Annotated in this window: 15 protein-coding genes; 8 read left to right on the plus strand and 7 right to left on the minus strand. The window is 68.6% G+C overall.

Annotated features, from left to right (window positions below; genetic code table 11):
• Positions 1 to 8: 8 nt before the first annotated feature.
• Complete coding sequence (locus AC5RV2_RS01850; RefSeq protein ID WP_494090912.1) at positions 9 to 557, plus strand: DUF488 domain-containing protein; 549 nt, start codon at positions 9 to 11, stop codon at positions 555 to 557.
• 21 nt (positions 558 to 578) lie between these two features.
• Here AC5RV2_RS01850 and AC5RV2_RS01855 read toward each other — a convergent pair whose 3' ends face one another.
• The 5 genes from AC5RV2_RS01855 to AC5RV2_RS01875 form a co-directional block, all read right to left on the minus strand.
• Complete coding sequence (locus AC5RV2_RS01855) at positions 579 to 878, minus strand: hypothetical protein (protein ID WP_493987708.1); 300 nt, start codon at positions 876 to 878, stop codon at positions 579 to 581.
• Between the two features lie 122 nt (positions 879 to 1,000).
• Complete coding sequence (locus tag AC5RV2_RS01860; protein WP_494090913.1) at positions 1,001 to 1,864, minus strand: phosphatase PAP2 family protein; 864 nt, start codon at positions 1,862 to 1,864, stop codon at positions 1,001 to 1,003.
• 141 nt (positions 1,865 to 2,005) lie between these two features.
• Entirely contained in the window at positions 2,006 to 2,215 is a 210-nt protein-coding gene (locus tag AC5RV2_RS01865; RefSeq protein WP_494069233.1) for a CDGSH iron-sulfur domain-containing protein, read from the minus strand.
• Positions 2,151 to 3,185, minus strand: coding sequence for a glycosyltransferase family 2 protein (locus AC5RV2_RS01870; protein ID WP_494090914.1), 1,035 nt, complete (start codon positions 3,183 to 3,185; stop codon positions 2,151 to 2,153). The genes AC5RV2_RS01865 and AC5RV2_RS01870 overlap by 65 nt, the downstream gene beginning before the upstream one ends.
• A complete protein-coding gene (locus AC5RV2_RS01875; protein ID WP_494090915.1) occupies positions 3,182 to 4,240 on the minus strand; it encodes an iron-containing redox enzyme family protein in 1,059 nt (352 codons plus the stop codon). The genes AC5RV2_RS01870 and AC5RV2_RS01875 overlap by 4 nt, the downstream gene beginning before the upstream one ends.
• Before the next feature lie 199 nt (positions 4,241 to 4,439).
• Here AC5RV2_RS01875 and AC5RV2_RS01880 point away from each other — a divergent pair, with 199 nt between their 5' ends.
• The 3 genes from AC5RV2_RS01880 to AC5RV2_RS01890 all read left to right on the plus strand — a co-directional run bounded on the left by AC5RV2_RS01880 (position 4,440) and on the right by AC5RV2_RS01890 (position 6,226).
• On the plus strand, positions 4,440 to 5,000 hold the full coding sequence (locus AC5RV2_RS01880) for a type 1 glutamine amidotransferase domain-containing protein (RefSeq protein WP_494090916.1): 561 nt from the start codon (positions 4,440 to 4,442) through the stop codon (positions 4,998 to 5,000).
• Between the two features lie 74 nt (positions 5,001 to 5,074).
• Complete coding sequence (locus tag AC5RV2_RS01885; protein ID WP_494090917.1) at positions 5,075 to 5,635, plus strand: GNAT family N-acetyltransferase; 561 nt, start codon at positions 5,075 to 5,077, stop codon at positions 5,633 to 5,635.
• Between the two features lie 156 nt (positions 5,636 to 5,791).
• Entirely contained in the window at positions 5,792 to 6,226 is a 435-nt protein-coding gene (locus tag AC5RV2_RS01890) for an Hsp20/alpha crystallin family protein (protein WP_494090918.1), read from the plus strand.
• 106 nt (positions 6,227 to 6,332) lie between these two features.
• On the opposite strand, the gene AC5RV2_RS01895 is transcribed toward AC5RV2_RS01890, so the two are convergent.
• A complete protein-coding gene (locus tag AC5RV2_RS01895; protein WP_494090919.1) occupies positions 6,333 to 7,082 on the minus strand; it encodes a SurA N-terminal domain-containing protein in 750 nt (249 codons plus the stop codon).
• Positions 7,083 to 7,241: 159 nt separating this feature from the next.
• Between AC5RV2_RS01895 and AC5RV2_RS01900 the strand changes: the two genes are divergently transcribed.
• The 4 genes from AC5RV2_RS01900 (at position 7,242) to AC5RV2_RS01915 (ending at position 11,808) form a co-directional block, all read left to right on the plus strand.
• A complete protein-coding gene (locus AC5RV2_RS01900; protein ID WP_494090920.1) occupies positions 7,242 to 7,685 on the plus strand; it encodes a glutaredoxin family protein in 444 nt (147 codons plus the stop codon).
• A gap of 390 nt (positions 7,686 to 8,075) precedes the next feature.
• Positions 8,076 to 9,770 carry a DUF4389 domain-containing protein gene (locus AC5RV2_RS01905; RefSeq protein WP_494090921.1) on the plus strand — a complete coding sequence of 565 codons (1,695 nt, stop codon included), beginning with the start codon at positions 8,076 to 8,078 and terminating at the stop codon, positions 9,768 to 9,770.
• 539 nt (positions 9,771 to 10,309) lie between these two features.
• Positions 10,310 to 11,500 (plus strand): glycosyltransferase family 2 protein, encoded by a 1,191-nt coding sequence (locus AC5RV2_RS01910; RefSeq protein WP_494090922.1) that lies wholly within the window; start codon positions 10,310 to 10,312, stop codon positions 11,498 to 11,500.
• Positions 11,446 to 11,808 (plus strand): hypothetical protein, encoded by a 363-nt coding sequence (locus AC5RV2_RS01915; RefSeq protein WP_494090923.1) that lies wholly within the window; start codon positions 11,446 to 11,448, stop codon positions 11,806 to 11,808. Before AC5RV2_RS01910 ends, AC5RV2_RS01915 begins: the two co-directional genes overlap by 55 nt.
• Here AC5RV2_RS01915 and AC5RV2_RS01920 read toward each other — a convergent pair.
• Positions 11,805 to 12,363 (minus strand): copper resistance D family protein (locus AC5RV2_RS01920; RefSeq protein WP_494090924.1); only part of this gene is annotated, 559 nt, incomplete at its 5' end. The two genes, AC5RV2_RS01915 and AC5RV2_RS01920, sit on opposite strands and share 4 nt — an antisense overlap.

The following is a 12,363-nucleotide window of genomic DNA, read 5'->3' on the forward strand; positions in this document are numbered from 1 at the left end:
GTTCGCAGATGCCACAAGACATACACCGCCGGCTGTACACGGTCGGTCACGGCACCAGCACGCCCGAAGAGCTGGCCGAACTGCTCCACGGCGCCGGCGTGCAGAAGGTCGTCGATGTCCGACGCTTCCCGGGCAGCCGCAAGCATCCCGACATGGGCCGCGACGCGCTCACCGAATGGCTTCCGACGGCGGGCCTCGGCTACCGCTGGGAAGAAGAGTTGGGCGGACGACGGCGGATTCCCGCCGGCGAGCCGGAGCCGGACAGCTGGTGGCAAGTCGCTGCGTTCCGGGCCTATGCCGCCTACACCCGCACCCCGGAATTCGGCAACGGACTGGGACGCCTGCTGACCGACGCCGAGGCCGCCGACGTGGCGATCATGTGCAGCGAGAGCGTGTGGTGGCGCTGCCACCGCCGGATCATCTCGGACGTCCTGGTGCTGCTGCACGACTTTGAGGTGGTGCACCTGCTGCCCGGCGGCAAAAAATCCTTGCACGAGCCGGCGCCGGGTGCGCGAACCGACGCCGGCCGGTTGTACTGGGACCTGCCGGCGGCATGACGCCCGCGCGCTAGTGGGCGGTCAGCGCTTGCGGCCGAAGACCAGCGAAGCCAGCGCCGTCGCCGCCGTCACCGTATAAACCGCCGGCCAGGCGCCGATCTTCTTGGCCAGCGGGTGGGACACGCCGAAGGCCGCCAGATAGCCACCGGTCAGTGCAGCCGCCCGGCCGGTGCCGGCGTTGCGCTGCCACATCGCGAAGGCTCCGGCTCCCGCGGCGGCCAGCACGGCGCCGGCCAGCGGGCGGTTCTTGGTCGCCTGGCCGGTCTTGAAACCGCCGAGCAGGCCGGTGCTGGTGAGCAGGGTGGGGAGGACGGAACTCATGGGCATCTCCTTGGACGTCGGGACTTCCAGACTATCCCCGCCCAGTCGCCAGCGGGGTGCCCGGCAACCTTGGCCGGCGTCCTGGTCAAACCCGCCTGAGGGCATCTGCCCGAGGTGCCGCGCTAGGATGCCGCGGGCGGGGATCTCCTTCTGGTGGAATCCCGGCCGGCCCCGCGGTGCCAGACGGTGAGGTACAGGCGGTGGGCGGTGATGACCAGCGCCAGCCAGGCTACGCCGAGGGTCCAGGCGACCAGGACATCGGTGAACCAGTGGTGGCCCAGGAAGACCCTGCTCAATCCCATGGCCACCGCGAACAGGGCCGCGGCGCCGACCGTGAGGATCTTCGACCGCCGCCTGGCCTGGCGCAGGATGAGCAGGTAGGCCACCACGCCGGCGATGACAACCGCGTTGAGGGAGTGCCCGCTGGGAAAGGACGCCGAATATTCGAAGGGCGGCACCGCCTCCCGCAGCGCCGGGCGGGCCCGTCCGATGAACTGCTTGGCGGCAACCGTCATCAACAGCGACCCGGCGGCGGCGGTGGTGATGAGGATGGCCGGTGTCCAGGACCGCCGGCGGAAGGTCAGGATACCCATGACCAGCAACGCGAGGATCGGCATCCCGATGGGCCCGCCGATGTTCGTGAACGCGGTAACCGCCGTATTGAGCCAGGGTGACCGGACGCTTTGTGCCGCGTCCAGGACCGGCTGGTCGAATTCGGCAACGCCGTCTTCGTCGGTCACCGCCTCGTAGATCTCCGCCGACGCGACGGTGAGCAGCACGGCGACCAGCGCTCCGGCGGCCAGCGTGAGGATCAACGCGGCGTGTGGACCCAGGATGCTGCTGAGGCGGTGCATTCCCCGCGCCAGAAACCTGCCCGGCGGCGTGCCCCACCTGGTCAGGTCCCGCCCGCCCAGAAAGCGCTCTTCACGCAGCCCGTCGACTGGCCGGGACGGTGCCCCGGCGTCGTCGTTCACTTCGTCAGGCACGGCGCACCCTCAGCAGCGGCGTCGCGTGGCGCTCCTGCAGCGTCGCGCGGGCAAGCTACGACGCCGCACAATCGCGCTAGGGCGCCGCACAACCTCGCTACGGCGCCGACTTCCACCGGGCTACTGGGCCGCACGACCGCGCTACTGCGCGGCCTTGCGCCTCGCCGCGAGCAGCTTGTGCGTTCCGTCGCAGTACGGTTTGATGCCCGACGCGCCGCAGCGGCACAGGGCGACCGTCTCCCGCGTCCGGGGCACCGCCTCGCCGTCGCCGTCCACAAGGGCAAAGTCACCGCGCACCAGCAGCGGCCCGTCGGGGCAGACGACGATCTCGGTCGGTTCCTGGCTCATCATAGATTTCTCCTATCGAGGCGTTGAGGTGGCTGAACCGCCGCCGGAGTGAGGCCGGGCTGCTGGCCGCGCTCCGCAGGCGACGGCCGGAATACGGCATGCCGCCCGCACAGCGCCAGCCCACGGCGAGCCATGAGGTCACGGCCCGCTCCAGCACCCACAGCGGTGCCCACAGCGGGGCCCGCGCGTCGAATACCCGGGCACCGCCGGCACGCCGCCGCCCCGCCTCCGCAAGGACGACGGCGGCGGTAACCCACAACCCATAGCCCGCCGGCCGGCGCGCCTGCAGCAGCAGGAGCGGGACCAGCAGCAGTTCGACGGCCAAGCGTGCGGGCTGGGTCTGTGAATCGTAAGCCTGCCGGACCCGCTGGCCCACGAAGTGCCGGAAGGTCGGCGGCAGCCGCCGGACATAGATGCCGTCGGCCCGGACCTGGCGTCCACCCGCCGCCTGGACCGTGCGGATCAGTTCCAGGTTCTCGAACAACACGTCGCCGCGGTAGCCGCCGGTCCTCAGCAGCAGCGAGCGGCGGACGCCGAGCGTGCCGGGGTAGTCGGACGCGATCGCCCGGTTCAGGAGGGACCGCGCGGTGTCCCAGCGGGCATGCCACGGCAGCGGGGCAAAGTAGTTCTGCGGGCGCACCAGCTCGGCCTGCCCCAGTAATTCCGCGACGGCGGCAAGGTTCTCCGGGGTGTAACGGACGTCGTCGTCGGCAATGATGACCCGGTCATGCCGCGCGTGCCGCAATCCGGTCAGCACCCCCTGCACCTTCCCGTTGGGCGTGGGCGGCCCGTCCGGGCGGAGATGCTGCACGCGCCGCCGCCAGAGTCGGTGATGCCCGGCGAAAACCGGCTCCGCCGAGCCGTCCACCACCGTCACGTCCACCCACTCCGGCAGGGACAGCAGATACCGGGTCAGTTCGGCGTCGCCGCCACCGTCCTGCCACTTCAGCGGCAGGACGTACTCGATCCTCACACCGAGGCGCCGGCGGCGACCGGTGCCTGCTGGCCCGCATCCAGGGGCTGGCGCAGCGCCGAACGGCCGGAGCTCCAGGCATCCAGCTGCCAGCCGCCGGCCAGCCCGTCCAGGTAGAGCGCGCTGCCCGCGCCAAAGAACACCTCGGCCGCCAGAGCCGGGTGCTCGGCGATCAGCCCGCCGGCCAGGTCCCGCCCGGCGATTTGTTCGTGGACAGCATCGGCCTCCACGTGTTCCTCGAAGTATTCCGTCACGTCGCCGTCGAAACCCAGCCGGCGGAAACCACGCGCGTATTTGCCGTTAGGGATCGAAGAGGTCATCTCGTAAATGGCCAGGTGGCCGCAGATCGCTCCGCGCAGCCGCCGCTGCAGCCCGAACAGCGACATGCTGTTGACCGACGCCAGCGTGATGGCCGGGACGGAGTCCAGATGGGCTCCGAACGAGGCGTCCAGCCCCAGGCCGCGCATGGTGCGGGCGAAGAGCTCCGAGTGCATCCGGCCCGGCTTGCCGCCCCCGTATTCGTCGGCCTGGATCTCCACCATGGCCGACTTGGCCCGCCCGTCCAGCCGGGGGATGGCCCAGGTGTGCGGATCCGCTTCCTTCAACTGGTACACCGAGCGAAGGACCAAAAATTCCTTGGCCTGTTCCAGCGAGGCCTCGCGGGCCATGAACGCGGAGAGGCTGGGCCCGTCGTCGTCGGCCGCCAGCTCGAACAGCCGGTCCGCCACCGCCTGCGGCGAAAGCTGTTGCGGGGCCGAAACGGAGACGGCCTCCCGCAGCCGGGCCTCCATCCGCTGCTCGATCAGGGCGCGGACCCGCAGGAGGGGCAGGTTCCACTCCCACCGGTCGTCCACGCCGTCCAGCCCGCCGTAGTGAAGTTCGTACAAGCAGAACAGTGCCAGCTGCAGGTCCTCGTCGAACAGGACGTCCTCGGTGACGGCCAGCGTGTTCTCGGCCGCGGCCTGCAGCTCCGGGAGCGCGTCGGGAATCTGGCTGCTGTGCAGGGTGCTCAACAACGTCTCGCTGACATGACCCCGGGGGTGTGGGAGCTTCACGGCGTCTCCTTACTGGATCGGCGCACGTCGCGCCGGTTCGTGATCTCCAGTTGACCCCGGCCCCCGGGACACGTCAAGAGTTGGCACGGCGCCGGGCGCCTGCCGGCGGCGGCACCTGCGCGGCAGCGCCTTGGCTTCGCTTCCCAGCAATGGCAAGGTGGAAGATGTCCGAACATCTCGACTGGAAGGACGGAAAACCATGCCCGAAATCGCAGGCAAAAAGGTCCTGGTAGCGGTGAGCAACCGCGGCGTCGAACAGGACGAGCTGAAAGTCCCGGTTGAAAAACTGCGCGCGGCCGGGGTCGACGTCACGATCGCGGCACCCGAAGCCGGCGACGTGGAAACCATGGTCGGGGACTGGGACCGCGGCGAAAAAATCCCGGTGGACAAATCCTTGCCGGATGTTTCCGACGGCGACTACGACCTGCTGGTCCTGCCCGGCGGGACGCTGAACGCGGACCAGCTGCGGCTGGACCCGGATGCCCAGGGCATCGTGCGGTCGTTCTCCGAATCCGGCCGGCCGATCGCCGCCATCTGCCACGGCCCGTGGCTCCTGGTGGAAACCGGGCGCACCCGCGGCAAGACCCTCACCTCCTACATCTCGCTCAAGGCGGACATCATGAATTCGGGCGGGCAGTGGGACGACGAGCCCGTGGTGATCGACCGCGAGCACGGCTGGACCCTGGTCACCTCCCGTAACCCGGGCGATCTGGACCAGTTCGTGGGCGGCATCATGGACGTCCTGGCCGAAACCACTTGAGCCCGGAGGTATCGCCGGTCCCTTCCGCGCCGCCGGTGCCGGCCACGCGCAGGGGAACCGGCGCACTCGCAGACATGGATGCACGCCTGCCCCTCGCTTGGCCGGAGGTCACGCCGGCGCGGGGCAGCGTGGTGCTGCGCCAATTCCGCAGCGACGACGCCCACCTGGCGTTGGAGCTGGCCCAGGATCCGTACATCCCGCTGATCAGTTCCATCCCTTCGCCGTGCCGGGAGGACGACGCGGTGGAGTGGATCCTGCGCCAGAACGGCCGGTTCACCTCCGGCGCGGGGTACTCCTTCGCGGTGGCGGATTCGGAGTCGGACCGGGCGGTCGGCCAGATCGGGCTGTGGCTGACCTACCTGCCGGAAGGCCGGGCCACCGCCGGTTACCTGATGGCCCCGGCACACCGGGGGCAGGGCCGGGCCGCGGATGCGCTCGCCGCCCTCGCGGCCTTCGCCTGGACCATTCCGGAACTGCACCGGCTGGAGCTGTACATCGAGCCCTGGAACAACGCCTCGATCCGGACCGCAGAGTCCGCAGGTTTCGGCCGCGAGGGCCTGCTGCGCAGCTATCAAACCATCGGCGGCGTGCGCCGCGACATGCTGCTCTATGCCGCGATCCGCCCGCAGGCCTGACCCATTCCGGTTTAGACCGGGCGGCTATACCATGTTGCCGTGCCGAACGCACCGGGTGCCTAATGCCAGGACCTGCACCTGCGAAAACTGAAGGGTATGACGGGCCGGCGCCGCTTGGCCGCCGGCCTGCCGGTTGCTGTCACAGGAGTGTGAGCCATGAGTGATGTGTCCAGGTGGTCGCCGTTCGAGCGCCGCTCGCCCTTCGAACTGGCGGAGCCGTTCCGCCGCTTCTTCGAAGGTGAACACGAAAAATCCATGATCCGGGTGGAGGAGGAGATCAAGGACAACGTCCTGACCATCCGCGCAGAGTTGCCCGGTATCGACCCGGAGAAAGATGCGGAGATTTCGGTCTCCGAGGGGCAGCTGCATATCCACGCCGAGCGCCACGAGCGGAAGGAGCAGAAGGAGAAGGGCAGCTACCGCTCGGAGTTCCGCTACGGATCCTTCTCCCGCAGCGTTCCGCTGCCCCAGGGCGTCAAGGACGAGGACATCACCGCCACCTACCGGGACGGGGTGCTGGAAATCAAGGCCCCGGTTCCGCAGCCGGAGACGGAGACGCCGCGGCAAAAGATACAGGTCAGGCGCGGGTAGGCTCCGGTTCCGTCAGCCGCCCGACAACTTCGTCAGCCGCCCCACAACTACGACGACGGTGCCCGCTGAGGCGGGCACCGTCGTCGTAGTTTCGCAAGAGGGGGAATCAGAGGTGGATCTTGACGTCCGCCTTCTCACGCAGGTCCGTGACCAGGGCCTGGGTGGCTTCGGTTTCCTTCTGCGCCTGGATCTGCTGTTCCAGGTTCGGCCGCATTTCCTTCATCGAGGGGACCTCGGCCTTCTGGCCGGTCTGTTCGCCCATCTGCTCCTGCTGCTTCTTGGCCTGCTCGTAGGCGGCCTTCAGCTCGTCCTCGGTGGGCTTGGCGTTGCCGGTCTCCTCGGCAATCAGCTTGTCCACCCGGACCTGGGTCTCCATCTCGGCATTGACCTCGTCCTCGGTCATGCCCTGTTCCTTGATGGCGGCCATGAGCTCGTCCACGGTCTTGAACTGGTTGGCCTTCGCCATCTCCTCCAGTGAGGCCTGCACGTCCTTGTCGGACGCCTTGATCCCGCGGTTGTCCGCTTCCTGGATCAGCAGCTGTGTGCCGACCATGGCCTCGGCCGTCTGCTTCTTCAGCGCGTCCTGGTCCACTTCCTGCCCCGTCATCTGGGACTGCATGGCCATCTGCTGGAACTGCCCTTCGTATGCGGCGGTGAACTTGTCCTTCGGGATCTCCGTCCCGTTGACCACGGCCACCACGTCCGGGATGCCTTCAAGATCCGGCTCCGGCAGCTGGGCCTGCTCTTCCGCACCCGCGCCGGCTTCCGCGGAGGCCGCCGGGCTCGAACCGCTCTCCGCCGGCGTCCCGCCGCAGGCGGTGAGGACGGCGATGGAGCCGGCAACGGCCAGGCTCATTAACCACTTCTTAGTCACACTGTTCTCCCATCTCGGTGCATAAGTCAGCGACACTACTGGCCCACCATGTGTGTTGCCGTGGCGAAAGCTGGGAGAAACCTAGGCAAAAGCGGAGGGAGGGCGTCGGGACCGGCGGTAGGGCGCGCGTACGCTGTGTCCATGAAACGCTACGAGCGATTCTTTCCCGCAGCAGCTTTGGCCGGGCTGGGCGTGGCTGCCCTGCTCTATAAGGGCCAGGACGGCGAATGGCTGCCCGGCATCATCTTCGCCACGCTGCTGCTGGCCGGCGCGTGGGCGGTCAGTCCCTTCTTCGGCAGCCGGCGGGCCGCCCCGTGGACCACGTTGCGGGACCAAAGCGACGACTCCGGCCGGGTGGTCATCTTCTGGCGGCCCGGCTGCGTCTACTGCCTGCGGCTGCGGGCAACCCTGGGCCGCCACGGCCGGGCCGCCCACTGGGTGAACATCTGGCAGGACCGGGAAGGCGCGGCGTTCGTCCGGCAGCACAACCACGGAAACGAAACCGTCCCCACGGTGCTGCTGGGCGGCGAGGTCCTGACGAACCCTGAGCCCGGCCTTGTCGGCCGGGCCTTGGCCGGCAGGTGAGCGTAGACCCTATCGCCGGTGGGAGCGGCTGAGTACCATGGTGCCTGCAGCCACGCGCGTCGAGCGCGAGGCCGGGCATTTGACGGACTGGGCTGCCTGATGTGCGCCGGCGTCCAGACGGGCCCCGTTCCTGCTGCATGAAGCGGGAGCCGGGCGCTGGAGATGCACTGTCACGGGGAAGCGCACCCAGGGGGAGGTGGCACGATGCGGGTTTCGATTGCCTCTGCCAGTCCCCACGGTGCGACGTTGGAGATCGCTCGGCGGAGTGCTGACGCGCTGACGCAAGAGAACCCCGTAGTTGGGCGCCGATCTGGCTGCCCGCATCCTGCAACCCCAGCCGTAGGCGCCTAATCCGGGCACGGTTCCGGCACGCGCTGCGAAAGGACCGTCATGACCGCCCAACCTGCCCCGCCTCCCGCGCCCGGTCCGGCGCCGCCAGCCGCACGGATGAAGCCCGGACACTGGGTGCTGCTGGTACTCGGCGTGTTGCTGACCGTCGCCGGGCTGGCCTTGACCATCAGCGCCGCCGTCATTCTGGGTGCCAGCGCCGTGCAGGGCGACGGCCGCTACCTGACCGGACCGACGGAACAGTACCAGAGCACGGGGTATGCCCTGGTCGGTCCTTCCGTGGACGTCGACGCCGGGGCTGCGGGAATGCCCAATATTCCGGCACTCGGAGACCTGGCCAGTTTCCAGGTGCGCGTCACCCCCGTGGTCCCGGACCAAGAGGTGTTCGTGGGCATCGCCGAGGCCTCCGACGCGGCGGCCTATCTGGAGGGCGTCTCCTACACCTCGCTGGGTGACGCCTCCCGCTCCGACACCGGGGACCGGCCGGGGCGCTCGTCGTGGTTCGATGACGACGACGAGGTGACCTCGGAAGGGGACCGCGTTCCGGCCCCGCCTGGCGAGCAGGACTTCTGGACGGAATCGACCTCCGGCAGCGGCCCGCAGCAGATTGCCTGGGAGCTGCAGCCCGGCCAATGGTCGCTGGTCGTGATGAACGCCGATGCCTCCCGCCCGGTGTGGGTGGAGGCGCAGGCAGGGGCACGATCCGATGTGCTGGGACCGGCCGGGAGCGGCCTCTTGATCGCCGGGCTGATCGGCCTGGTCATCGGTATTCCCCTCCTGTTGCTCGGTTCCGCCGGCCTGGGCCGCGACATCGATCCGGAGCGTTCCCGTCCGGGTCAGCACCCGGACGGCATGGATCCGTACCGCCGCCCGGGCCAGGGCCCCGGCGCCGCGCCGGCGGGGAATGCCGGGTGGGGAAGGTCGACGCAGATCTACCCGGTGCTGGTGACCGGCTTCCTGGACGGCCGGCTCTCGCGGTGGCTGTGGCTCGTCAAGTGGCTCTTGGCGATTCCGCATTACATCGTCCTGGCCGTGCTGTGGATCGCCGTGCTGGTGGCCACGATAGCGGCCGGGATCGTGATCCTGTTCACCGGGCGGTATCCGAGGTCCTGGTTCTGGTTCAACGTCGGTGTGCTGCGCTGGTCCTGGCGCGTGGGTTTCTATGGGTACTCCGCGCTGGGCACGGACCGGTATCCGCCGTTCACCCTGGCCGCCGCGGACTACCCGGCCGACCTGGACGTGGCGTACCCGCAGCGTCTCTCGCACTGGCTCGTGCTGGTGAAATGGTGGCTGCTGGCCATCCCGCACCTGCTCATTGTCGGCATCTTCACCAGCGGCACCGGAGCGGCCTGGGACCGGGGCTGGGGCAGGGGCTGGGGCGAGGACTCGTATGCGTCCCCGGCCACGTGGGGCCCCTCGCTGCTGGGTTTGCTCGTGCTGATCACCGCGGTGATCCTGCTCTTCAGCGGCCGCTACCGGCAGGAGCTGTTCGCCCTGATCATCGGCATCAACCGCTGGGCCTACCGGGTGGCGGCCTACGTCTTGCTGATGCGCGACGAATACCCGCCCTTCCGCCTGGATCAGGGGCCGGTCGACCCGTCCGCCCCGGGTGCAACGCAGGGGCCCGTTGATCCGTCCGCACCGGCCGCAGCGCAAGGGCCCGTCAACCTGCAGGCGCCGACAGCCCGGCCGCAAGAACCCGGGACACCCGGAACACCGCCGGCGGGCAATGGGTGACCCGGAGCCGTGGCTCCGGTCCGAAACGGCCGGTTCTCACGCCAGACCCGCCGCGCCAACGACGAGCTGACCCTGGCCGCCCCAAAAGTCTGGGGGAGTGTCAACCAGATCCGTGTGGGCTCGTGCACTGCCGGTCATCGACGGTTGTGGCTTGGGGGTGCTCCGACGTGTTCAAGCCGCCACCACGGGTCACATAACAACTTGAGCAAACGCAGCGGATAACCCTGCAGGCCCCAAACCCGTCCCCGCTATTCTTCAGCTGAGACGTTCATTCCAGCAGGAGCGGGTGTATGGAGCGGGGGCGGTTCAAACGGGGAGTCGGCGCGGTCATTGGGGTGACTGCCGCGGGCGCGGCGACGGGGCTTTGGTCCGCCGTTGCCGCAAACGATCGGGAAGCGCCCGCTTCCCCCTCCGAAGGCGTTATTTTCGGGCTTTGGAGCTTCCTCTACGACACGCAGGCTCCTCCCGCGCGGGTGATTCTGGCGGCCGCTGCCCTGGCGCTTCTGCTTGTGACCGGCATAGCGCTGCTCGAGCGGCTCGTGTCGACCAGATCGCGCCGCTCCATCGACCACCGGGCAACTCCCCTGGCTCCGAGGCTGGTGATGGCCGCAACCCGCGGTGTCTACGCAGGCCCGGTCACGGTGACCGTGTTGATTCCGGCCCACAATGAGGAGGCTTCCCTCCCCGAAACCATCGCTTCCCTGCTGGCCCAGTCGCACAAGCCGGAACGAATCATCGTTGTCGCCGATAACTGCACCGACTCCACCGTCCGACTTGCCGCCGAAGCCGGGGTCGAAGTCTTCGAAACAGTGGACAACACGCAAAAGAAGGCCGGAGCGCTGAACCAGGCGCTCAAGATGCTGCTGCCGGGACAAGGCGACAACGACGTCGTCATGGTGATGGACGCCGACACGAGACTCGATGACGGCTTTCTGGCGGCCGCGGTCCAACGCTTCACAGACGACCGCGCGCTGATGGCTGTGGGCGGGTTGTTTAACGGGGAGGAAGGGCACGGGCTGCTTGGCCAGTTCCAACGCAACGAGTACATCCGTTATGCCCGTGAGATGCGCCGCCGCCGCGGCCGGGTGTTCGTGCTCACCGGCACCGCCTCCCTCTTTCGTCCCGGTGCGCTGCGCGCGGCGGCACTGCAGCGCGGACAGTCGATTCCAGGGAAGCCAGGTGACGTCTATGACACGGCGTCACTGACGGAAGACAACGAACTAACCATCGCGCTGAAGTCTCTCGGCGCCCTGACGATCTCCCCGGCGCAGTGCACGGTCGTCACCGAACTGATGCCCACTTGGCGCACCTTGTGGGCGCAGCGCCTGCGCTGGCAGCGCGGTGCCCTGGAGAACATCGGCGCCTACGGCGTTACCCCACAGACGCTTCGTTACTGGGCCCAGCAACTGGGCATCGGCTACGGCGTCATTGCCCTGGGCTCCTACCTGCTGCTCATCGCGCTGATGGTGCTCTCACTTGATGATTGGATCTTGTTCCCATTCTGGCTCGGGATGGGTGCCCTGTTCGCCGTGGAACGGACGGCCACGGTGTGGAAGGGCGGCTGGCGGGCACGCCTGCTAGCACTCACGCTGTTGCCCGAACTGTTCTTCGACATGTTTATAAACATCGTCTACGTCAAAGGAATCATCGACATATCCCTGGGCCGGAAGGCCACATGGAAGCACGTCACGCGCCGCGGCCCGGCAACAGCAAGGGCGGCCCGGTCATGACCGGCGCCTACTTCATACTGCCCGCCGGAATCCTGCTTCCCGAACCGATCCTGCGCTCCGAACTGTTCGCGGTCCTAGCGGCCTTCGTCGCCATAAACACCGTCATGTATGCCGCGCTGGCCGTGACCAAGATTCTACCCAAGGTCTACCCCGCCGACTGGATGCGCAGAACCAACCAGCGCTCCGAGACGCGCAGCATCCACCCTGACACGCGCCGGGGGTACGCTCATTCCGGCGGACGCCGAGCTGACGGAATGGCTGTCCCTGCCCCGCCCGTCGTGGACATGCCACGCCGCGGAACCAGCTAGGGCAGGGGTGTCCGGGCCAGCGCTATCGCCAAGCCGTAGGCCGCCGCCATCACCACGAGCTCGGCGGCCGCCAGCTTCAGGAACGGCCGCAGCGCCGCGGGTCCGGCCGGCAGCCCGGGATCCGCCCTGGCCGGGAGGCCGGCGGGAGCACGTTCCCGGACAGCAAAGGCGCGCAGCGTCGTGCGGCGATGCAGCCAGCCGCACACAATCAACAGCGCGAACGCCGCCGCTTTGCCCAACACCAGGAACCCATAGCCGGAAACCAACGCGGCCGGGGCCTGAACCTGGAGCACGGCATTGACCAGGCCGCTGGCAGCCACCGCCGTGGCGCAGGCCAGCGCCAGCGTGCTGTAGCGCCGCACGGTCCGCAGGAGGTCGACGGGTGCCTGCAGCGCCAGGTACGCCACGCCCGCCAACCCGCCCGCCCAGAGGCCCGCGGCGGATACATGAAGGCCCAGGCTGGCAACCGCCAGGAAGTGTTCGTCGTGGCTGGAGGCGTGGCCCGCCAGCGGCGGCATCGCGAGGGCCGCCACCAGCAGGATCAGGGCCAGTCCC

Source organism: Arthrobacter sp. Y3225116 (assembly GCF_059091245.1).

What these genes read in the sequence shown, in the direction of transcription:
- AC5RV2_RS01905 (WP_494090921.1), top strand. Translation starts at nt 8,076, where the DNA reads ATGACCGCCCAACCTGCCCCGCCTCCCGCGCCCGGTCCGGCGCCGCCA.
- AC5RV2_RS01890 (WP_494090918.1), top strand. Translation starts at nt 5,792, where the DNA reads ATGAGTGATGTGTCCAGGTGGTCGCCGTTCGAGCGCCGCTCGCCCTTC.
- AC5RV2_RS01850 (WP_494090912.1), top strand. Translation starts at nt 9, where the DNA reads ATGCCACAAGACATACACCGCCGGCTGTACACGGTCGGTCACGGCACC.
- AC5RV2_RS01855 (WP_493987708.1), bottom strand. Translation starts at nt 878, where the DNA reads ATGAGTTCCGTCCTCCCCACCCTGCTCACCAGCACCGGCCTGCTCGGC.
- AC5RV2_RS01895 (WP_494090919.1), bottom strand. Translation starts at nt 7,082, where the DNA reads ATGAGCCTGGCCGTTGCCGGCTCCATCGCCGTCCTCACCGCCTGCGGC.
- AC5RV2_RS01900 (WP_494090920.1), top strand. Translation starts at nt 7,242, where the DNA reads ATGAAACGCTACGAGCGATTCTTTCCCGCAGCAGCTTTGGCCGGGCTG.
- AC5RV2_RS01885 (WP_494090917.1), top strand. Translation starts at nt 5,075, where the DNA reads ATGGATGCACGCCTGCCCCTCGCTTGGCCGGAGGTCACGCCGGCGCGG.
- AC5RV2_RS01865 (WP_494069233.1), bottom strand. Translation starts at nt 2,215, where the DNA reads ATGATGAGCCAGGAACCGACCGAGATCGTCGTCTGCCCCGACGGGCCG.
- AC5RV2_RS01880 (WP_494090916.1), top strand. Translation starts at nt 4,440, where the DNA reads ATGCCCGAAATCGCAGGCAAAAAGGTCCTGGTAGCGGTGAGCAACCGC.
- AC5RV2_RS01915 (WP_494090923.1), top strand. Translation starts at nt 11,446, where the DNA reads ATGGAAGCACGTCACGCGCCGCGGCCCGGCAACAGCAAGGGCGGCCCG.